At 68.1% G+C, this 19,437-nt stretch carries 17 protein-coding genes and 5 pseudogenes; 8 read left to right on the forward strand and 14 right to left on the reverse strand.

The features are described 5' to 3' along the window. Window positions 1-119 precede the first annotated feature (119 nt). From AB0915_RS32130 to AB0915_RS32150, 5 genes and pseudogenes are all read right to left on the reverse strand, one after another. Window positions 120-2,165 (reverse strand): alkaline phosphatase family protein, encoded by a 2,046-nt coding sequence (locus AB0915_RS32130; RefSeq protein ID WP_366694424.1) that lies wholly within the window; start codon window positions 2,163-2,165, stop codon window positions 120-122. Between the two features lie 406 nt (window positions 2,166-2,571). Then, window positions 2,572-2,754 (reverse strand): annotated as a pseudogene (locus AB0915_RS32135) (GNAT family N-acetyltransferase); the annotation flags it as partial. Then, window positions 2,751-2,903, reverse strand: a complete 153-nt coding sequence (locus AB0915_RS32140; RefSeq protein WP_366694425.1) for a hypothetical protein — start codon at window positions 2,901-2,903, stop codon at window positions 2,751-2,753. The gene AB0915_RS32140 and the pseudogene AB0915_RS32135, both read right to left, overlap by 4 nt. Window positions 2,904-3,096: 193 nt before the next feature. Then, on the reverse strand, window positions 3,097-3,645 hold the full coding sequence (locus AB0915_RS32145) for a GNAT family N-acetyltransferase (RefSeq protein WP_366694426.1): 549 nt from the start codon (window positions 3,643-3,645) through the stop codon (window positions 3,097-3,099). 227 nt (window positions 3,646-3,872) lie between these two features. Continuing rightward, window positions 3,873-4,688 carry a GPP34 family phosphoprotein gene (locus tag AB0915_RS32150; protein WP_366694427.1) on the reverse strand — a complete coding sequence of 272 codons (816 nt, stop codon included), beginning with the start codon at window positions 4,686-4,688 and terminating at the stop codon, window positions 3,873-3,875. Between the two features lie 204 nt (window positions 4,689-4,892). On the opposite strand from AB0915_RS32150, the pseudogene AB0915_RS32155 reads away from it, so the two are divergent. Beyond that, window positions 4,893-5,018 (forward strand): annotated as a pseudogene (locus AB0915_RS32155) (IS5/IS1182 family transposase); the annotation flags it as partial. 122 nt (window positions 5,019-5,140) lie between these two features. On the opposite strand, the gene AB0915_RS32160 reads toward AB0915_RS32155, so the two are convergent. From AB0915_RS32160 to AB0915_RS32170, 3 genes and pseudogenes are all read right to left on the reverse strand, one after another. Further along, window positions 5,141-5,494, reverse strand: a complete 354-nt coding sequence (locus tag AB0915_RS32160; RefSeq protein ID WP_366694428.1) for a beta/gamma crystallin domain-containing protein — start codon at window positions 5,492-5,494, stop codon at window positions 5,141-5,143. 327 nt (window positions 5,495-5,821) lie between these two features. Continuing rightward, window positions 5,822-6,056: pseudogene (locus AB0915_RS32165) on the reverse strand (hypothetical protein); the annotation flags it as partial. A 74-nt stretch (window positions 6,057-6,130) separates the two neighbouring features. Further along, entirely contained in the window at window positions 6,131-7,465 is a 1,335-nt protein-coding gene (locus AB0915_RS32170; protein WP_366694429.1) for a PLP-dependent aminotransferase family protein, read from the reverse strand. A gap of 84 nt (window positions 7,466-7,549) precedes the next feature. Here AB0915_RS32170 and AB0915_RS32175 point away from each other — a divergent pair, with 84 nt between their 5' ends. Further along, window positions 7,550-8,335 carry a crotonase/enoyl-CoA hydratase family protein gene (locus AB0915_RS32175; protein ID WP_366694430.1) on the forward strand — a complete coding sequence of 262 codons (786 nt, stop codon included), beginning with the start codon at window positions 7,550-7,552 and terminating at the stop codon, window positions 8,333-8,335. Between the two features lie 107 nt (window positions 8,336-8,442). Continuing rightward, window positions 8,443-8,601: pseudogene (locus tag AB0915_RS32180) on the forward strand (ISL3 family transposase); the annotation flags it as partial. Between the two features lie 157 nt (window positions 8,602-8,758). Here AB0915_RS32180 and AB0915_RS32185 read toward each other — a convergent pair. The 4 genes from AB0915_RS32185 to AB0915_RS32200 form a co-directional block, all read right to left on the reverse strand. Continuing rightward, window positions 8,759-10,264 (reverse strand): hypothetical protein, encoded by a 1,506-nt coding sequence (locus tag AB0915_RS32185; protein WP_366694431.1) that lies wholly within the window; start codon window positions 10,262-10,264, stop codon window positions 8,759-8,761. Window positions 10,265-10,395: 131 nt separating this feature from the next. Further along, window positions 10,396-10,857 carry a hypothetical protein gene (locus tag AB0915_RS32190; protein WP_366694432.1) on the reverse strand — a complete coding sequence of 154 codons (462 nt, stop codon included), beginning with the start codon at window positions 10,855-10,857 and terminating at the stop codon, window positions 10,396-10,398. A gap of 163 nt (window positions 10,858-11,020) precedes the next feature. Continuing rightward, complete coding sequence (locus AB0915_RS32195) at window positions 11,021-11,641, reverse strand: hypothetical protein (RefSeq protein WP_366694433.1); 621 nt, start codon at window positions 11,639-11,641, stop codon at window positions 11,021-11,023. Between the two features lie 157 nt (window positions 11,642-11,798). Continuing rightward, the gene (locus tag AB0915_RS32200; protein ID WP_366694434.1) at window positions 11,799-13,553 is read right to left on the reverse strand and encodes an NlpC/P60 family protein; all 1,755 of its coding nucleotides are present in this window, start codon (window positions 13,551-13,553) and stop codon (window positions 11,799-11,801) included. A 62-nt stretch (window positions 13,554-13,615) separates the two neighbouring features. On the opposite strand from AB0915_RS32200, the gene AB0915_RS32205 reads away from it, so the two are divergent. The 4 genes and pseudogenes from AB0915_RS32205 to AB0915_RS32220 form a co-directional block, all read left to right on the forward strand. Then, window positions 13,616-13,852: a hypothetical protein gene (locus AB0915_RS32205; RefSeq protein WP_366694440.1), complete on the forward strand. Its 237-nt coding sequence runs from the start codon at window positions 13,616-13,618 to the stop codon at window positions 13,850-13,852. A gap of 327 nt (window positions 13,853-14,179) precedes the next feature. Further along, window positions 14,180-14,572, forward strand: a complete 393-nt coding sequence (locus tag AB0915_RS32210) for a hypothetical protein (RefSeq protein ID WP_366694435.1) — start codon at window positions 14,180-14,182, stop codon at window positions 14,570-14,572. A 341-nt stretch (window positions 14,573-14,913) separates the two neighbouring features. Next, entirely contained in the window at window positions 14,914-16,440 is a 1,527-nt protein-coding gene (locus AB0915_RS32215; RefSeq protein ID WP_366694436.1) for an MFS transporter, read from the forward strand. 49 nt (window positions 16,441-16,489) lie between these two features. Further along, window positions 16,490-16,696: pseudogene (locus tag AB0915_RS32220) on the forward strand (TrmO family methyltransferase); the annotation flags it as partial. Between the two features lie 28 nt (window positions 16,697-16,724). Here AB0915_RS32220 and AB0915_RS32225 read toward each other — a convergent pair. Further along, entirely contained in the window at window positions 16,725-17,009 is a 285-nt protein-coding gene (locus tag AB0915_RS32225; protein ID WP_366694437.1) for a hypothetical protein, read from the reverse strand. A gap of 390 nt (window positions 17,010-17,399) precedes the next feature. On the opposite strand from AB0915_RS32225, the gene AB0915_RS32230 reads away from it, so the two are divergent. Next, window positions 17,400-17,957: a GNAT family protein gene (locus tag AB0915_RS32230; protein ID WP_366694438.1), complete on the forward strand. Its 558-nt coding sequence runs from the start codon at window positions 17,400-17,402 to the stop codon at window positions 17,955-17,957. A gap of 96 nt (window positions 17,958-18,053) precedes the next feature. On the opposite strand, the gene AB0915_RS32235 is transcribed toward AB0915_RS32230, so the two are convergent. Further along, window positions 18,054-19,346, reverse strand: coding sequence for a cytochrome P450 (locus AB0915_RS32235; RefSeq protein WP_366694439.1), 1,293 nt, complete (start codon window positions 19,344-19,346; stop codon window positions 18,054-18,056). Window positions 19,347-19,437: the final 91 nt, after the last annotated feature.

Raw genomic sequence — 19,437 nt, forward strand, 5'->3', positions numbered from 1 at the left:
ACTAACCCACTCCTCTTCTAACCCCCTCCCCCCCCCCCTCGTTTTTCCCTTCCTCCTCCGGGGGCGCGGGGGGGGGGCGGCGGCCCGCCCGCGCCCCCCCCCCCCCCCCCTCCAGGTGGTCAGCGCACTGCTCGGGTGACGTTCAGCTCGGCGGCCGTAGTGAACGGTCCAGCGTGAGAGGACGTGGCGACGAGCTTGAGGTAGCGGGCCGGCGTGCCGTTCAGAGTGACGGTCTGCTCGGCCGTGGTGTTCGCGAAGGTCCCGGTGGCGGCCTTGGTCCACGCGGTGCGGTCCGTGCTCACCCAGACCTCGTATCCGGCTATCCGGCCGTTGGCGCTGTTCTGGCGGGGCAGGTAACGCAGGCCGGTGGCCTCGACCTCTTCACCGAGGTCGAGCACGATGTGGTGCGGCAGCGGGTCGGTTCCTCCGTACCAGCGGGTGTGCCAGAAGGTGTCCGGGTTACCGTCCAGGACATTCGCTGCGCGGCCGTCCTCCCCGATGGTCTCCTCGCTGTCGACCTCGACCACTCGCATCTGGCTTTGGGGGACTATCGCCGGGTGGAACGTGGTGCCGGTGCCCTTGTCGGTGCTGTTGGCGTTCTTGTAGGTGGCCTGTGCGGACAGTGTGTAGGCGCTGGGCTTTGCGTCCGTGGGGGCGGTGACCGCCCAGGTGGTCTTCACCGACTGGTCGGGCTTGACCCTGGTGAACGTGGTGGGCGAGGTGGCCTCGGCGGTCCAGCCGTTGGGCACGGTGAGGCTGACGGAGGCGTCCGAAAGCGCTGCCGGGCTGCTGTCGTTGGTGTAGGTGGTCGTCACGGTGACGGCGGAGCCGGGCTTGAAGGCCGAGGGCGTGTCGACCGTGAGCGAGTGGTGCACCCCCGTGAAGCCGGGCACCTTCCACCTTTGGTGGAGCTTGCCGTCGCAGTTCTGGAGTTCCGCGGGGGTTGCGTTGGCGACCTCCGGGTCGGGGACGGTCAGGCAGCGGCCGGATGCCGGGTTGCGCAGGGAACCGTCGGCCTTGGGCTGCCAGGTCTGCGCGGGGGTGCCGTCGCAGTCGGCGAGCTCGGTCCCGGTCCCGTTCGCGGTGGCGGTCAGGCACTTGTCGGACTGACGGATCGTGCCGTCCGCGTGCCTGACCCACTGCTGGTTGGCAGCGGCTTCACAGTGCCACAGGCCGAGCGTGCCGCCGTTCGCCGGGTCGGTCTGGTGGTTTTCCAGGCATCGCCCGGCCATGCCCCGCAGCCGCGCGGTCTTCGACGTGTCCCACACGTCGGTGATCGTCGAGACGTCCGCATCGGCCGTGTGATTGATGTGGTCCAGGCCGTACATGTCCGACAGCGTGCGCAGCACGTTGTAGTGGTTGATCTTCTGGTCGTACTCGCCGGCCCTGGCCATCGGCCCGACCATGATCGTCGGGATGTGGTTGGCTGGGGTGAAGTCGTCCTCGTCCCAGGTCAGCACGAACAGGCTGTTGTGCGTCTTGGCCCACTGGATGTACGAGTCGAAGGTGTTCTTGACGAAGGCGTCGCCCTTGGCGATGGTGCCGTCGTGCATGCTCTGCTGGCCGTCGCCCACGTAGAACGAGACGGTGGGCAGCTTGGCGAACCCGTCCGGCGTGGTCGGGAACTCCTCCTGCCGCTTGTCCATCGGGTTCAGGTTGCCCGGCGTGCCGGGAATGTTCTTGTAGCGGAGCCACTGCGTGGGCAGGCCCTGGTTGGCGTAGTCCGCGAAGCTGTACCCGTGGGTTACCAGCTGGTTGGGCAGGTTGTCGGTGTCGACGGACTGCGGCTCCGGCCAGGCGCTGCTCTTCACGATGTCCGAAGCGGACAGCAGCGCGTAGTAGTTGGGCAGGCTCGGGTGCGTGACGCCGTACGAGTTGGTGAACGACGCGCCCTGAGCCTCCAGGGACTTGATGTACGGCGCCTGGTCCTGAGGCTTGGTGGACGGGTTGTTGAGGATGTCGTCGTAGCCCTTGTTCTCCATCATCACCATGACCACGTGGTCAGGCTTGGGAACCGCGGTGGATCCCACGACAACCGAAGACTTGGCGTCCGAAGACCCGGCGTCCGGGGCCGCGGCGGCCGCGGAGACGGTACCGGGAAGGGCGATACATGCCAGCAGGGCCGAGGCCATCAGGCCTCGGATGCCTGGGCGCGGTATGCGCATGCGGGTGCTTCCTTGTGAGGGCGACAGCACACGGGCCGACGTCGCGGCCGAGACCACTGGAAATGTAAACAGTGGTGCATGCGTTGTGCTTTCGCGTCCATTCATGGCAGTCAGGAGCGTAGATGCACGCTGCATCTGCCCCGGTAACGGTCAGTGAACTTCTTTCCAACACAGCCACGCAGGGGCTGGGGCGCAGAGGTCGGCCCGCCGGGGGGATCGGGCGGCCGGTGCTCGCTGAACCACAGGTCGTTCCCGTTGTCGCGGACGCCAGCGACCCGGTCGCACGCGACCAGCGTCCTGTCGAGAATCATGCAAGGCAAGCGTTCGCGTTGACACTGCGTCAGGACTTTGTCAGGTCGGGAGCTTGGTCAGAGAGGACGTCGATGCCCTCGTGCAGGTAGCGGTAGACCGGTGTGCAGGCCGCCAGGTAGTCCACCTCGCCGACCCGCGCACGCTTCAACTCCCTCGCCACTTGGTGGAGATGGGTGGAAGACCCGGACCAGGTGCACGTCGGTGGATCGGCGGGAGTCAGGTCACGGACGAGGATTGGTACAACGACTTCGGTTCCCTGGGGGCGCTGGAAGTTCATGCTCTGAATCCAGCAGTGCAGTAGTCAGCTGCACCAAGCACGACACCAGCCCAGTAGTCGGCCAGGTTGCCGTGGGTGAAGGCGCGCAGCGTGTCGTCGTGGAGCTCCTCGACCCAGTCCACACGCCAGTAGCGGGCGTTCGTGGACAAATGGAGACACTCGGAGATTGGCGCACTCGATTGTTGTCCGCCGGCGCCGTGGATCTTCTCGGCACCGCGCGCAGCGCGACCGACATCGCCCATCCCCGTAGGCTTCCCCTCCGACGTGCTCCACGAGGTCAACGGCGCGCCGAGGCCGACGACCGATCGGTGGCCTCGTGGATCCGCGCTGTCGAGCACGAGCTCAACCGGACGACGTGACCGAGGGCCACACTCCGAACCACTGCTCGGCGCCGTACTCCTCGAACCGCTCCACCTCGGTGAACGCCAGTTTCGCCGCGAGGCGCATCGCGCGGTCGTTGGCGGTCTGGGTGCAGAGCACCACCGGCTCGCCGGGAAGCGCGTCGGCGAACCAGTCGAGTGCCGCTGCGCACGCCTCGGCGGCGTACCCGAAGCCCCACGCCTCCGGCAGGAACATGTAGCCGAGCTCGGCATCCCCTGCATCCGGACGGACGTGACCCGGACGCTCCGCGTCGCGCCGATCGAGCGTGACCATGCCGATCATCGCTCCGTCGAGATCGATCACGAAAAGGCCAGGGCGCCGCCCGGGCACCTCAGGTACCGCGCGCTCGAGCTCATCACGCGGTTGAGGGCCACCGATGTAGGTGCCCACCTCCGGCGAGGCGAACAGCTCGATGAACGCCGCACGGTCCCGGGCCTCGGGCTCGCGGAGCACGAGCCGCTCGGTCCTGATCGGGGCAGGTGGCCAGGCGACGGGTCCGAGCTCAGTCATGCCGGCCAACCTAACCAGCATGCTCGGCAGCGATCAAGACTCGCGGACCGATGGACGGTCCGATGTCCCGCACGATCACTCCGGTCGTGTGGGGGCGGTGCCGTCCTTCCCCAAGCTCTCAACTCCGTTCGAGCAGGGGCTTCCCAGAACGCGGCCAGTCATGCGGCCGTCGCGGTGCAATGGGCCCCGGGTTCGGACAAGGGGCGTGCGGCTTCCGGCTGTCGGTGTCACCAGCTGCCGTGGCCGCCGTCCCCGTGCCCGCCGCCATGGTGGCCTGCGCCGCCTGCGCCGCCCTCGGACCAACTGCCCGGGTCCAGGTCGTGGCCGAGGCTGTGGCCGCCGGTGGTGAAGTCGGCGTAGAGGTCGCTGAGCTCGCCGAGGAGTTGGCGGGTGAGGACATCGGCGCCGGTGGTCAGTGCCGCAGCGAGTTCCTCGTCGGCTGCCGGGGCCGCCTTGGCGGTTGCGGGGACGAGGCGGTCGGTTGCGGCGAGGGTGGCCAAACGGCGGCGGTCGGTGATGCCCCGCAGGCCTGGGTAGGCGGCAGGAGCGAGGCCCGCAGCCTGGACGAAGGCGGCGAGGGTGAGGTCGCAGTCGGCGGCGGACATTTCGGAGCCGGAGCGGACCACGCTGTCGAGACGGGCCAGCAGCGCCTGGCGGCGCGGTAGGTCGACGGAGAGAATGTCGTGGCGGGTACGGCCGCTGGGGTCGCGCCAACGGCGGACGCGGACCGCCTTCTGGTCCTCCAGCCGGGAGAGGTATTCGGTGGTGAGGGAGCGTGGTGTCCGGCGCAGCCAGTCCTTGAGGCTGGGCGGGGGAGCGGTTGCGCCCAGACTGTGCAGGACGTTGTTCAGGCGGCGGTCCTCGACGCGCTGGGAGTCCATCACCTCGATCCGCCGGGGGCCGACGGCGATCCGTCCGGCCAGGCCCAGATCCGCCAACTCCGATGCCCGCAGGGCGAACCGGAGCCGGTCCTCGGCCCGTATCCGTATTCGCCGCCTGCCGGGGCGTATCGCGAGCAGGAGCAGTTCATCCCCCGTGGTCATACGTGCCAGGGTATGCGCGGCCGTCCGTGGAGGGGGGTCCTCCGCGGACCCTCTGTGCTCGTTCCCGTCGCAGCTCCCACCGAGCGCCCTCAAAAGTCCAAGCGTGGCAAGGGTTCCCAGTGTGCCGACCGTGCAGGAGTGCCCACTTCTGGGATGTCGAGCCCAGACGCACAGGTCACTGTGTGAGGACCGGTGAGTCAGTCAAAAAGGGCCATGTCCTGGCTCAATGGCCGCCGCCTGCACAGGCGCTACGAGCGCAAAGCCGAGCACTTCCTGGCCTTCGTCGGCATCGCCGGCGCCCTCATCTGCTACCGCCGCTACACCAACTGAGACGACCTCTGATGGAGCGAAGGCATGTCTTCGACGACGCAGTTCTCAGTCACGTTTCCTCATACCGGTCCAGCGAAGACGCGTGACCGGGCACCGATTCCCCGTGACCGGATGTCAACATGTCACAGGATCTGGATGGCGACGACCCTTGGCGGGTGGTTCGGGAAGGTGATGTCGTGCCAGCGCTCGATCTTCACCGAGTCGCCGTTGGCGTCGTAGTAGATCAGGTCGTTGTTGCCCGTGGAGATCCGGTCGACCCACCATCCGCCGAAGTCGGTCTTCCCGGCGTTCGCGTAGCAGTCGACGCTCTCACGGCCGTCGAGATGCGACCAGATCTTCAGAAAGTTCTCTCCGCCGACGCACTGGACGTGGTCGATGGCGAAGGCGTTGCCGCCCGGCAGGCTGAGGGTGAGCGCGGCAGCTGCGGTGAGCGTCACGGCGATGGAACGCGCGAGCCTCTTGCTTTTCGAGATCACAGATTCTCCTCCATGCGAAGACCGGCGCGCGGCCCGGTCCTGTCGGCGACGTTGCGTCATGACCGAACGGCGCTTCGTCGAGCCGGCTAACGGTCAGCTGTACACCAGGCCGACCCCTCACGGCGCACCCGTCGGGAACACAACCGCAGGAACCGGGAAACTCAACGTAACGGCCTCCAGCCCGCGTTCAGCCACAACACCCCGAACACGAACTGCTGGGCCCGGAACATCACCCGATCGTGGCGCTCACGGGGCATGGGGCTGTGTCGCGGATGCTCTGTGGCGGCCGGGGACGGCGGACATGGAGTCCAGTGTGTCGAGATGGCGGCTGAGATCGAACCGCACCGGTACATCGCCCGACTCACCCCCCGACGGCCTCCAAGCTCTCGATCATCGCGAGAGCCGTACGGGGTGCGACCGCCGCCTCCCGGGCCCGCCGTGGTACACCCGCGAGGAAGAGGAGCAGGACGTAGACCACGGGCGCGCCCAGCCCCGTGACGAAGACCCGGGCGAGGGCGACGGGAGTGGTGTGCGTGGGCGGCGCGCCCGCGACGATCGTCATACGGCGACTGTGCCGGGCCCGGATAACGGCCGACAGGCCTCTGAATGACCTTCGAAGGAGCCGTCGGCCGGAGGTCACGGCGGGATCGCCTCGATCGTGTCCCTCAAGTGGTGCAGCACGGGCCCGAGTTCGTCCAGGGCGGGAGTGGCCAGCGCCAGCCGGAGCGCCGTGGGGCGAAGCGGACCGGTGGCGAAGGCGTCCCCGGTGGACACGAGAATCCCCTCCGCCGCGAGCACGTCCGCGACCCGGTCGGGGCGCTGGTGCGGCTCCAGGCCGAGCCACACCGTGTACGAGGCCGGGTGGGCCGTGACGTCCAGGCCGGCGAGCGCGGCGCGGGCGATGTCCTGCCGGGCGGCGGCGTCCTTGCGGCGGTCCTGCTCCAGGCGCGTCACCGTGCCGTCGCAGAGCCAACCCGTGGCGAGCGCGGTGACGACACCGGGGGCTCCCCAAGCCGCCGTGCGAAGAATCCTGGTCACACTTTCCACATGACGGCCGGGCAGTACGGCGAAGCCGAACCGCAGGCCGGACGCCACGTTCTTCGACAACCCGGCGACGTAACAGGTGCGTTCGGGTGCCAGGGGCCGCAGCGGAACAGGAGGCGACGCTTCGAGGAACGCGTAGGTGCCGTCCTCGATGATCAGACAGTCCCGTGCGCGGGCGACGGCGACCAGGCGGTCGCGCTGCTCCCGGTCCAGTACCCAGCCGAGCGGGTTGTGCACGGTGGGGATCGCGTAGAGCGCGCGGACGGGCCGAGCACGGCACAGCCGGTCGAACGCATCGAGGTCGGGGCCCGTCGCGGTGACCGGGATCGGGGCCAGTTCAAGGCCGTGTGCCGAGGCGATGAGCTTGATACCCGGGTAGCTGAGCGCGTCGACGGCGAGGACGTCGCCCGGCCGGGTGAGCGCGCGCAGTACGCAGTCGAGTGCCTGCTGGGTGCCGCCCGTCAGCAGGACATCGCGCGGCGCTGTGTCGATGCCCCGGTCCAGCAGGTAGGTGGCCACGATCGCCCGGTCGTGTCGGCGTCCGCCCGGCGGGTGCTGGCGCAGCAGCGCCTCGACGTCACCGGTCGCCGCCAGCGTGCGCAGGGCCTGCCGCAGCAGGTTGCCCTGCCCGGGGGCCAGCGGCTGGTTGAACGACAGGTCCGCCACCCGCGGCACCGCCAGCGCGCGCGACGGTTCGAGCCCGTCGTATCCGGACCGCACCCGCACGAACGTCCCCCGGCCCGGCTCTCCCACGACCAGGCCCATGGCGGCGAGTTCGGCGTAGACCCGGGTGGCCGTGGCCAGCGCGATCCGCCGCTCGCGGGCGAGAGCGCGGTGCGTCGGGAGCCGTTCGCCCGCCGGGATCGCACCGGAGCGGATCGCGGTGGCGAACTCGTCGACGACGGCTTTGTAGGAGGGCGGTCGCATGTATCCAGGACAATATCTGGATCGTCCTGGAACGGGGCTCCTAGCCTCGGTGCGTCCGCGCCCCGGCGAAACGGAGTACCCGGCATGACCGTCCACACCGAACGGGACGACCACGTCGTCACGCTCACCATCGACAGGGAACGCAAGCTCAACGCCCTCGACTATCCGACGATCGACACGCTGCTCGCCGAACTGGACCGCGCCGACTCCGACGACGGGGTGCGGGCCGTGATCCTGACCGGTGCCGGGCACACGGCGTTCAGCGCGGGCGCGGACATCCCGTCCCTGGCGGCCAGCATCGCCGGCGGGCCGGAGCGTGCGATGCGCGAGATCGTCCGCCGCGGCCACGCGCTGACGCGGCGGATCGAGGAGTTTCCCAAGCCGGTGATCGCCGCGGTCAACGGTCTCGCCTACGGCGGCGGTTGCGAGATCACTGAGGCCGCACCGCTCGCGATCGCCGCCGACCACGCGACCTTCGCCAAACCCGAGATCTCCCTCGGCTTTCCGCCGCCCTTCGGCGGCTCCCAGCGCCTGCCGCGCCACATCGGCCGCAAACGTGGCCTGGAGATGATCCTGACCGGCGACCCGATCCCGGCCACCCGAGCCGCCGAACTGGGCCTCGTCAACGCCGTCGTACCCGCCGACGAACTCCTCGACACCGCAAGGGACTTGGCCGAACGGATCATCCGCCACGCACCGACAGCCGTGGCGGCCTGCCTACGCGCGGTCACCCGCGGCATCAACCTGCCGATCGACGAGGGACTCGCCATCGAGGCGGCCTGCTTCGCCGCCGCCGTGCCCACGGACGGCGTACGGACCGGACTACGGCGCTTCCTCGACCGCTCGGCATCCTCGGCCGCCTCCGGCTGAACCGCTCCGCCTGCACAGGGCCGGCGTCGGACGAATCGCCTCGCCGACCGACTCGGATCCGTGGTCAAGGAGTGAGCGGGCCGGGCGGGCGCCCGTCCGGCCGCCGCGGTGTCACGCCCGACCGCGCCGCGGTCAACGCCGGCCTCACCCTCCCTCACCGCAACGACCGCACCGAGGGCGTCACCACGCGAACAAAAAGGATCACGAGGCAGATGCGCGGCCGAGCCGGGTTCTCCCTGCTCCGCCACCGCATCCTCCTCCAGTGATCACTACACAGTGTCACCACCGATTACGCGACAGAGGTAAATTGACATACCCTGCGGATGTCGGCGGCACAAAAGCAACCGGGGAATATCGGAAGGAAAGTAGATATTCTCCGTCGTGCCGGGTTGTCATCCGATCAGCGCACCAGCGGGCCGTGCGTCAGTGGAGGTTCTGGACTGCCGAGTCGGTGAACCCGACGGCGAAGACGGAGCGCAGCGACATGGTGGTGGTGCTGTCGTTGTGCGTGTAGCAGACGTCGGACATGTCGGTGGCGGCATGGAAGTCCTCGGGATAGCTCGATATCAGGGAGGCGCTGGGGCAGATGCCCTCGGTCAGTCCCCACAGCTCGTCGACCTGGGACGTGCCCAGCTTGGGCCAGTAGCTGAGGGCTTGCGGGGTGCCCGCCGCCCAGTTGCCGCCCGCCGCGCACGTCGTGCCCGCCCTGGTGTCGCCGACCCAGGTGTGCGAGTAGACCCCGGGCTGCGTGCCGCAGCCCTTGTGGAAGGCGAAGTTGAGCGCGCCCTGGCCGTCGGTCCAGGTCATGCCGCCCTGTAGGCCGCGGTAACGCGAGGCCGCGTAGGCGTCCTGGATGACGGTCTTGCCGCCGGACATGTTCAGCAGGCCGGGGTAGGTGGACGAACTGGTCGGGTTGAGCTGGTACCGCACCACCCGGCCCCCGTCGACGCCGCCGTACCACTCACCGGTGACCAGCTTGTACGGCGAGCCGCCGGTCTTGTCCAGGGAGAGCCACGAGTAGCAGAGGTGGGCGGGGTCCAGAGAACCGTTGTTCGCGTCGGAGTCGCACGCGCTGGGTGTGCCCGACTGCTGGTAGTAGTGGACCTCGGGCAGCACGTACGGGTAACCGCACGCGCTGGAGCGGCCGTTGTTGATGCCGTACGTCGTCACGCCCGAACCGTAGTCGTCGACCTTGGCGAGCTTGTTGGTGTCGAAGACACGGACGCCGTGCGCGGTGTCGGTGACGTAGATGTAGTTGGCGTACCAGACGATGCCGCCGCCGTGGCCGGTGACGTACTTGAAGTCGGACGCGCTCGACGAGGTGCTCGTGGGCTCGGCGAGCAGGACGTGACGGTACTTGCCCGTGTCCCGGTCGATGAAGGTGAGCTTCAGCAGGTTGTCCGTCTTGCAGCCCGTGGTGTTCGAGGCCGCGTCACGCTCGAACGTCCTGTAGTGCCACGCCACCGCCGTGACATGGTCGCCCTGGATCGCTCCGTCGCCTCCGTCGGCCGTGCCGGTGGTGCTCAGACCCTGCGGCCACCAGCGGGCCGTGGTGTCGTCGGAGTGCGCCGAAGACCAGCACCAGGCCGTCGAGGTCGTCGCGGGCGGCAGCGCCTTGGTCTCGTCGCCGGCGCAGGAGCGCATCGAGCGCAGGTTGAGCCAACTGTCGGTCGACCCCGCCGAGTTCTTCGTGAAGTCGGTGGTGATGACATCCGTGAGACTGGCGTGCTTCGTCAGGTAGCTGTCGTACAGGTGGCTGGTGGCCGACGAGTAGCTGGTGTCGGTCATCTTGAACTGATCGCCGCTGAGCGTCATTTTGGTCATGGTCGGCGAGTCCGCCGTCGCGGTCGCCTGCCCCGTCAGTGTGACAAGGACGGCTGCCGCCGCCGCGATCGTGGCGAGGAGTCTGGGTCTGCGTATGAACGCCATGTACGCCTTCTGGGAATCGGTGTGGTGCGGATCGGGAACGGCGAAAGCAGCGGAGCCGCATTCGCCGAATGCGGCTCCGCGGACCGGGAGTCAGTCGCGCCGGTACCGGCCCGGCGCGGGGTGCTCCGGTGTTACGACTGGACGCTGGCGCTGACGCAGGAGATGTTCGAGCCGCCCTTCTCGGTGCAGACCTTCATCGTGTACCAGTGGTCCTCCGGCAGGTCGCCGGTCACCCAGCCGCTGTAGTACGGGGACGAGTGGCCGGCGGTGCTGGCCATGCGTCCGTCGCTGAGGTAGGCGTGGATGCCGAGGCCGTCGGCGAGGCCGTCGTATGCCATGAGGGCGTCGCCCGGGTCGCCGTTGTACGGGTCCTGGCTCCAGATCGCCTCGCCCGCGCCACCGGGGGCGACGAGGTGCCAGTAGTTGCCTGCCGACGTCTGGACCAGCGAGAGCTGGGCGCCCGAGCTCACCACCGCGCTGGAGCTCGTCGTCTGGACCACCGAATCGGCGGCGGTGGCGGTGGCGGTGCCGATGGCGAGGACCCCTACGGTGCACAGAGCTGCGGCGGGCAGCAGGGTTGCGGTCTTGGTCATGAGTCGCACGGTTGTTCGCCCCTCCCCATTGCCCGGACCATCCGAACAATGTGATGTGATCATGACATCGACCTAAAGATGGATCAACTTTTTTTACTTCGACCTAGTAAACGGCGCTGACGTTCAGGTCGCACGAGCCGCGAACGCCGCAGGCTGGAGAAATTCAGGCACGTACCTGAAGTTGGCGCCGTCCCGGACGGCTGCCACCCGGAACGCTCCGCCAGTTCTCGGGAAAGGGCTTCCACAAGGCCGCCCAGTTGAGGTCCGGCGGCGGCCCCCACACCAGGGCACGAAGGTCCAGCAGCCCTGGCTTCTCGCCACCTGTCAACGACGGCGCCTCCAGCCGGTCCGCCATCTCCTCCAGACAGGTCGTCAACGACCCATATCGGGGCGTGCGATCCCCGTACCGGTCCCAGCGGCAGATCCGCCCGGTCTCAGCATCCAGGTAAAGGCCCGAGGTGTGATCGTTGGCGCCGTAGGAGGAGGCCTGGCGGAACTGGAGCATCGTGGGGTCGTCGTCTTCCACGGCCGGGATGCTCTGCCGGAATTTGCGGTAGCCCCACTGGCCGTTCGGCTTGAGCCAGTCGGGGGTGGCGAAGGCCAGGCCACGGATAAGTGTGTCCCACACGTTGGCAGCGAGTGCCTGGGCGCCGCAGGACATGCCGTGCTCAGCCATGTGCACGCACTCGTCGAGCAGCGCCTTCCGCGCGCTGAACTGCGTATCGGAGACGGCTGTGAGAGTCGCCCTGCAGGAGGCGAGGATGGTGTTGGCGGGGCCCCGCATCGGACCCGCCGGACGCCGACGCTGAATGACGGCGGCGGTGACGGCGCACTGCAGAGCAATGATGCCTCAACAGCGGGTCCGGGGCTCTCGGGCTGGTCCATGACGAAGCCCCCGCGCCGGCCCCGGCCGTAGCAGACCGGCAACCGGAGCGGGTGAGCTACAGACGGTGCACGGTGTGCAGGGTCCTCGCGTAGGTTCCTGTACCGTCCAGGAGCGAATTGCCCCCCAGATCGGACATGGTGGGCCCATTGCCGGTCTTGCGGCTCGACAGGAATCGCCGCCCACCGCCGGCGTCCCTGCCGAGGTAGATGCCGACGTGGTCGACCGTCACAGTCGCTTCGTCGTCACCGGAGTCGGCATTGAACAGCACGAGGTCACCGGGCTGCAGCTGCACCGCGGCCGGTGCAGCGGTGCCGTCGGTCCGGTCGACAAGAACACCAGGCGCGTATTCGGCCATGTCCCGGGACTTGCGTGGGATCCGGGTCCTGGACGTGTCCTGGCCCGCGGCCATCGGTACACCGCAGTGGAAGCCGTAGACCATGCGTGTGTAGCCCGAGCAGTCAAGGTTCCCGACCTGCTTGCTGGAGGGGCCTGTGTACGTGCCGTCGGGGAAGGTCCAGCCCAGATTCATGTACTCGTGGAAGTCGGCGCCTTCGTACCGATATCCGTGCGGGTCCAGATAGCCGTATCCCGCCTCGCCAAGCACCTGCTTCCCCTGGACCGGGCCCGCGCCGCCCGTCACCGCGGGCGCGCCCGCGAGGAACATCGCCGCATGCGCCAGCACATCCGGAGCGGTGGAACCCGCCCATCCACGGATGATCTGCTCCGTTGCCGGGGTCCACGTGCCGTCGAAGGGCTGGGACAGTACACGCACCCAGTCCGTGTGCGTGACACTCACCGGCTCCTGCCACGTGGCGGCGTCCACCTGGAACCGGCTGACGGTGAGCCGGACCGGCAGGCTGGTACAACCGGAGTTGGCCAGCGCACGCAGACCCACCCTGCCCGTGGTGAACGTGGAGTCAGTGACATCGACGGCCCACGGCGACGGCTCGTCGAGAGCAGAGCGCCAGGCCTTGACCCGGATACGGGCACCCTCACGGCGCACCCGGATCGTCCAGTCCGTTTCCGCCGGCACGTCGGTGGCGAGCGTGAGCGCCGCGGTCAGCTGGGTAACGGTGTCGGCGACCTCCTTCTCGACCCGCAGCTCAACGTTGCCGGAGGTGAGGAACGACAGTCGCGCCCGGTAGTTGTTGTGGGTGTCCTGGTATCCGAAGGACAGCGCGTATGAACAGGCCTGACCAGTGGGTATCTTGTCGAACCGGGCGACGGAGCGCACATCGATATCAGTGATCCGGTCGTCGCGCAGGCTGGCGTGACGGCTCGAGTTGTCTGTGGTCAGAGTGATGATCCCGGCGCCGGGGGTCACGGAGTAGTCCGTTTCGGCGGGCCCGAGTGTGGACCAGCTGCCACCCCCGGGCGAGGTGCCCCAGTACCGGCGCTGCGTCATCGGTATGGTCACATCGGGCAGGCTGCGCCGGAAGTCGTCGACGAACGGCTTCTTGTTCTCGGCGAACGTCCGTTGCGGGCCTGGCAGTACAACGGTTCGCGCTCCGTGGGTCAGCAGCGCGACACGCCGACCGCCGGAGGTGACCTCGGTCCTGGCAGGGCTTCCCGCCAGCACGGTGGCGGTCAGTGGCTCACTGAGTGTCACCTGGGTGAAGTAAGAGGCGTCCAAAGGTGCCAGGGTGACAGAGGAACGAGCCGTGGTCAGACCCGCCGAGTCCGCCAGTGGCGCGACAGCGGGCGATGTCTCGGCGGCGTAGGACGGACCGGCGGCAAGACCGGTGAACGGAACGGACGCAGCAGACGCTGCGAACGCAGCAAGCAGGCTGCGCCGGGATGTGTGCGACATGCCCACCATGATCGCTCCCTCCCGGGTATCCCTGTCCAGCGCCCCGCTCGGAGCGCAGCGTCGTGGTCGACGGCTTCACCGACGAGTTCCTGCTGGAGATGGCATCTCGCGTAGAGGGCCTGCGCGGGCCGGGTTTCGACGCTGCGGTCAGGACGATGAAGTATCAAGCCTTCGTCGTCGCATCCGAGGAGGCTCTCCAGGACGCCGGTGCCAGTGCGCTCGGTACGCTGATGCCGGGGCCCAGCGGCGTGGAACAGCCGGGGTTCGAGGGAGGCTGCCCCGCCTACTACATCTACTGAGCTCTCGTGGACCGCAAGGCCCTGATGCCTCCCGGTCGGTTCCCCAGCGCCCGACACCGAGGCCGAATTGATACATCGTGGGCGCTCTACCGAAGTTGAGCCAGAGCCTGAGTTTTGAGTGCGCTTGGGTGCTTGCTTCGGGACCGCTGGCGGGCCGTGAATGCACCCCACCTCGTCGCCCTCGTCCGTGCCGGCACCCGCTTCGGAAAAGGAGTCCTGGTGGAGCGACCCGAACAGCACGAATCGGGGGTAGACGCTCAAGTCGCTTGACACGCGGATCCGCGTTCTTGACTACTCCTTCCGACTACTGCGACGTAGGGTTCAGGGGTGGACACAACGGCCTCGACACCCCGCGTCCTCGTGATCGGGCTCGATCCGTATCGGGTTCCCGGGCTTTGGGACCCCAAGCCGGTAGCCGACGCAATCGAGGTGGGGATCGCTCGATTCGCTGAGCACGGCGTCGGCGTTGAGACTTGTCTGTTCGGCCTCGACGGCAGCGACAACGTGGAGGCGGTCGTCGGCGCTGCCTTGGCTGCCCGACCTTGGGAGTGCGTAGTTGTCGGCGGCGGTGTGCGGAAATCCGAAGACCAGCTCGAGCTGTTCGAGCTGGTGCTCAATCTGATTCGACGACACGCTCCCGACGCGGCGATCGCGTTCAACAGCACCCCGGCGGATACCTTCGACGCAGCCGCCCGCTGGATTGAACCAGGGTGCATGTGAACGCAGAGGAACGTGCGGTCAGCATCAGCAGCGGCCACTCCAAGACCGCATCGCTCAGGCTGACCGTGGCATGTCGTAGATGCATAGTGGAAGTCGAAGCCCGGTTCGTCCCTTGACACAGCACGCGTGAGGCGGACGTCTCAATGACCACCGGCAGGCCACAGCGTGCGTTGGACAGATCGAGTGTTCCGGAGCAGGAGAGGGGACCCTCTCCACGCTAACCGGCGCGCCTCCCCAGCAGGGCATCGGTTCATGATGCTGTTTATCCGCTTGGACCCGGGGGACCCGGCCTCGGCGCCACGGGCGGCGAAGAAGGCCGTCCTCTCAGGAGGCAGAGTCGCATGAGCCGAGGCGGAGGAGCAGTCACCGGAACGGTCACGACGAAGGTCCCCGCGAGACTGGATCGCCTGCCGTGGTCGCGATGGCACTGGATGATCGTGATCGGCCTGGGCACCGTCTGGATCCTCGACGGCCTGGAAGTCACCGTTGTCGGGAACATCGCAGGCCGGCTCTCCGAGGCCGGCAGCGGCCTGCCGATCAGCAGCGCCCAGGTCACGGGCGTCGCGGCAGCGCTCTACGTGGCGGGCGCCTGCTCGGGCGCTCTCTTCTTCGGCTGGCTCACGGACCGTTACGGCCGCAAGAAGCTCTTCCTGATCACTCTGACCGTCTACCTCGCGGCGACCGCGCTCACCGCCATCTCCTTCTCCGTCTGGTGGTTTTTCCTTTTCCGCTTCCTGACCGGGTTCGGTATCGGCGGCGAGTACGCGGCCATCAACTCCGCCATCGACGAGCTGATCCCCAGCAGGTTCCGGGGCCGCGTCGATCTGATCATCAATGGCAGTTACTGGTTGGGTGCGATAGGTGGTGCTCTCCTGTCGGTCCTCGCACTCGATACCGACATCTTCCCCAAGGCTGTCGGCTGGCGGCTGACGTTCGCCCTCGGCGTCGTTCTGGGACTGGTCATCCTTCTCGTACGCCGTCATGTGCCGGAAAGCCCGCGATGGATGTTCATCCACGGACAGTCCGAGGAAGCGGAGAAGCTCGTCGACGAAGTGGAATGGGAGATCGAGGAGGAGACGGGCCGCCTGCTCCCCGAGGCGGAGAGCGAGATCACTGTCGAACGGCGACGCAGCGTCGGCTTCATCGAGATCGGGAAGACCGTCTTCCGTGACTATCCCAAGCGTGCGACGCTCGGCTTCGCGCTCTTCGTCGGACAGGCATTCCTCTACAACGCGATCACTTTCGGCTTCGGTTCGATCCTGGTCACGTTCTTCGACGTCTCCACCGGAACAACCGGCTACTTCTTCGCCGCCATCGCGTTCTGCAACTTCCTGGGCCCACTGTTCCTGGGCCGTCTCTTCGACACCTGGGGCCGCCGGCCGATGATCGCGGGGACTTACATTCTCTCCGGGTTGCTCCTGTTCCTCACTGCCTGGCTGTTCGATGCCGGACGGCTCGACGCCATCACGATGACGCTGTGCTGGTGCGTTGTCCTCTTTTTCGCGTCGGCGGGTGCGAGTTCGGCGTACCTCACGGTCAGTGAGGTCTTCCCGATGGAGACGCGGGCCATGGCGATCGCGTTCTTCTACGCGATCGGGACGGCGGCCGGTGGTATCTCCGGCCCCCTGCTCTTCGCGGGCCTGACGCAGAGCGGAGTCGTCGAGGACGCCGCTCTCGCGTTCTGTGTGGGGGCGGCCCTGATGGTGATCGCGGGCCTGGTGGCCGTCTTCTTCGCGGTGGCCGCAGAACAGAAGTCGCTGGAGCAGATCGCTGCGCCGCTTTCGGCGGTCACGCCACAGGACAGCGCTCTGCGGCGCGGGGCCGGCGAGAAGAAGCCGGGGTCCCCGCCAGGCGCGCCGGCGGTGTGACGTGCCCTCAGCTTGACTCTGTCGGGGATCTTGGTGTGCCTTCGCCGGCCGCGGCCCCCGCAGGCCGAACCGCATCGGTGCAACGTGCTGCGCCATCGAATCCGTCCACGGCCGCGAACTGACGGTGGCGGGCCTTGACGCGGTCTCGGGCACCCCGGCCATTGACCTGAAGCCGACGACGACGGAGTTCCGCGCGGTGAATATCAAGCAGCCCGAATGGGTCAGCCGCCTGATGCCGGAGTACTTCCAGCCGTAAACGGTTCCCCGTGACTCACCGCTAGCGCTCACCATCCGCCTCTCTGGGGGTAGCGTCCACGGGCAGCGCGGCGGCGGGCATCGCGCACGACATGCCATTCGGCGAACGGCCTGACGATCGCGGCCTGGTAGGCCGGCAGGCGAGGCAGATCCCAGGTAACCCATCGCTCCAGGCGGGCGAGGTGTTCATCGCGGTTCGCCAGGACGCCCGCGATGACGAGCAACGACCGGACGTGCCGGGTCGTGGCGCTCCGCGGGAGGGCATCGAGTACCTCGTGGGTGACCGGCTCCGCGCGGCTGGCCAGCTGGGCCATGACTCTGGCGGAGGAGCTCCTATGCAGCCGGCTCAGTACTGGCGCGGTGCCACCGGCTACGGGCGCCTGCACAGCGGCGCGTGACGATCTGGTCGAGCTGGCCGCAGCGCCCGCATGCACGGAACCTCGTCCGTGCCCAGCACCAGCCGCACATCCGGCCTCTGGCAGACGGCTGGTCCGCGATGGGGTCCGAGCGCCCGCAGCTCACACACGCCACTTTGGTCACGGCATCTCCGTGGCCTGCGGCGCGACCGGAGCTGGACCGGACAGCGTGGACCGGTGACGCCGTCGCCTGCGCGGTCAGGGCGCTCGGTGCAAGAGTACGGCGGGCAACACCTGCCTCGGTGTGCCTCTCGGCCTCGCGTGCGCTGCAGCGTGATCAAATAGGGGATGGCATCGTCCTGGACTGGTAGACGGGTACGCCTACGCGCTATCGAGCCCGACGACTGGACAGCGTTCACGCGCTTCGCCGACGGCGACGGGCGGCGAGGGAGCCGGCTGGATCTACCGCGGTCCGCCGAGAGCTATCGTGCCTGGGCGAAGGAGCAAGCCGTTGCCAGGTGCGATGACGACCGCTTCCGGTTGGCAGTCGAAACGATGGCCACAGGAGAGCTGGTCGGCACAGTCGGCTCACATCGCACCGGCCCTCGTTCAGGCTGGTTCGAGTGTGATGTCACGATCGGCGCTGACCACCGGCGCAAGGGCTACGCGGCAGAAGCCGTAGTGCTGCTGCTGCGCTTCATGTTTGCCGAGCGGCGCTATCACAAATGCCTGGCAGCGATCTTCGCCCACAACGAGGCATCGCTGGCACTTTTTCGTCGGCTCGGCTTCACCGAGGAGGGGCGCTTGCGGGAACACGTTTTCTTTGCCGGCCGGCACCACGACCTCGTCATGATGGGCATGCTCGCCAACGAGTTCGACCAGCGACACACGATGAGCGAACCATGAGCCGGTCATCCAGGCGTGTCCGGAACGGCACTCGAACTTGATCAACGTTCGCTGGTCGCGGAGGGAAGCGGCCTGTCACTGACAGCAGGACTGCCCTCAGCTGCGCAAGGTGGCGCGTAGGCGCAAGCCGACAGTTGCGAGACCTTCGAAGGTGGTGACCTGGTAGCCGGGTTCCGGTCCGGGCGGCTCGCTCAAGTGGTAGCGGCGGGCGGTCTGCGCGGTCAGGAGCGTCAGCATCGCCATGGCCAGAGCGGCTCCCTCGCAGCCATGCGGCCCGGTACCGAAGGAGAGGAAGACCCCGGGTTTCGCCGGCGAGCCCGAATCATCGAGCCAGCGCTCGGGCTGGAACTGGTCCGGCTCGGAGTGTTCCCGTGCGTCGCGGTGGGCGGTGTAGGGGCAGACGAGAACGGTGGACCCGGCGTCGATGGTGTAGTCGGCGAGCTGAGTCTGTCGCGTGGCGCGCCGGGTCAGTAGCCAGCTCGGGGGGTACAGCCGGAGCACCTCGCGTACCAGTGCCTGGGTGTATTGCAGGCTGTCGAGGTGGGTGCTGGTCGTCGCGGCCGGGTTCGCGGGCAGCAAGGCGGCTTCGGCCGCGACGCGGCCCGCTGCCTGAGGGTGCCGGGCCAGGTGGAGCAGGATCCATCCGGCTGCCCGGGTAGGTGTCTCGAAGGTGGCGACGGTGATTCCGGGGAGAGTGTCGAGGATGGCCTCTTCCGGCAGTAGGCCGTAGCGGGAGGAGGGCCGGAGCATCTGCCCCAGCACGTCGTCACCGAGCCGGCCCGATGAACGGCGCCGGCGGACGATGGGCCGCAAAGCGTTGGTGAAGGCGACTTGCTGCCGTGTGCGGAACCGCCGTGCCGGTGTGGGGATCCAGTGCGGCCATACCCAGCGCGAGGGGCGTACGAGCACCTCCCGGGCCAGGAAGAGCTGTGCGGCAAAGGGCAGCAGGGTGGGAGCGTCTTCGGAGAAGAGGTAGCGCACGCCGATCTCTGCCAGGGCGTGCCGGACCGGGGGCAGAATCTCGACGTCCTGGCCCGTGGGCCACTGGTCAGCAAATCGAGCAGCCCCGGGCGCAATCTCACCGATCCGGGCTGCAACCGCCTGCGGGCGCAGTCCGCGCATGCGGGCGGCGTGCGCGTGGGCACGCTCCTCAGGCGTCGGTGCTCCGCTCGACCGCTTCAACGGCGGAAAGAGAGGCGAGGGTGCCTTGGGGAAGTCCTGCGCGCGGTGCAGGACTGCTTCACACGGCCCGGCCGTAGCGGCCACGTAGACACCCGGCTCCAGCTGCCAGACGTCCCCGCACTCGTCAGCGCCACGGCGCGCCAGTGCTAGCCGGTCGCGGCTCCAGGCCGCGAAGCTGCCTTCGGGCAACCGCGGCGGCTCATCCATTCGGCCCATGAGATCGTCCCTGACTCTCGTACCTGTCCAGGCCGATATCGTCGGCAGCGTGGCTGCGAGCCGGCGGGCGCCCGGGGGCGCC

The organism is Streptomyces sp. NPDC048411 (assembly GCF_040704695.1).
Classification (GTDB): domain Bacteria; phylum Actinomycetota; class Actinomycetes; order Streptomycetales; family Streptomycetaceae; genus Streptomyces.

Coding starts and splice junctions, on each gene's coding strand:
- AB0915_RS32130 (WP_366694424.1), bottom strand. CDS start 2,165: ATGCGCATACCGCGCCCAGGCATCCGAGGCCTGATGGCCTCGGCCCTG.
- AB0915_RS32145 (WP_366694426.1), bottom strand. CDS start 3,645: ATGACTGAGCTCGGACCCGTCGCCTGGCCACCTGCCCCGATCAGGACC.
- AB0915_RS32150 (WP_366694427.1), bottom strand. CDS start 4,688: ATGACCACGGGGGATGAACTGCTCCTGCTCGCGATACGCCCCGGCAGG.
- AB0915_RS32170 (WP_366694429.1), bottom strand. CDS start 7,465: ATGCGACCGCCCTCCTACAAAGCCGTCGTCGACGAGTTCGCCACCGCG.
- AB0915_RS32175 (WP_366694430.1), top strand. CDS start 7,550: ATGACCGTCCACACCGAACGGGACGACCACGTCGTCACGCTCACCATC.
- AB0915_RS32185 (WP_366694431.1), bottom strand. CDS start 10,264: ATGGCGTTCATACGCAGACCCAGACTCCTCGCCACGATCGCGGCGGCG.
- AB0915_RS32190 (WP_366694432.1), bottom strand. CDS start 10,857: ATGACCAAGACCGCAACCCTGCTGCCCGCCGCAGCTCTGTGCACCGTA.
- AB0915_RS32195 (WP_366694433.1), bottom strand. CDS start 11,641: ATGCGGGGCCCCGCCAACACCATCCTCGCCTCCTGCAGGGCGACTCTC.
- AB0915_RS32200 (WP_366694434.1), bottom strand. CDS start 13,553: ATGTCGCACACATCCCGGCGCAGCCTGCTTGCTGCGTTCGCAGCGTCT.
- AB0915_RS32215 (WP_366694436.1), top strand. CDS start 14,914: ATGAGCCGAGGCGGAGGAGCAGTCACCGGAACGGTCACGACGAAGGTC.
- AB0915_RS32225 (WP_366694437.1), bottom strand. CDS start 17,009: ATGGCCCAGCTGGCCAGCCGCGCGGAGCCGGTCACCCACGAGGTACTC.
- AB0915_RS32230 (WP_366694438.1), top strand. CDS start 17,400: ATGGCATCGTCCTGGACTGGTAGACGGGTACGCCTACGCGCTATCGAG.
- AB0915_RS32235 (WP_366694439.1), bottom strand. CDS start 19,346: ATGGATGAGCCGCCGCGGTTGCCCGAAGGCAGCTTCGCGGCCTGGAGC.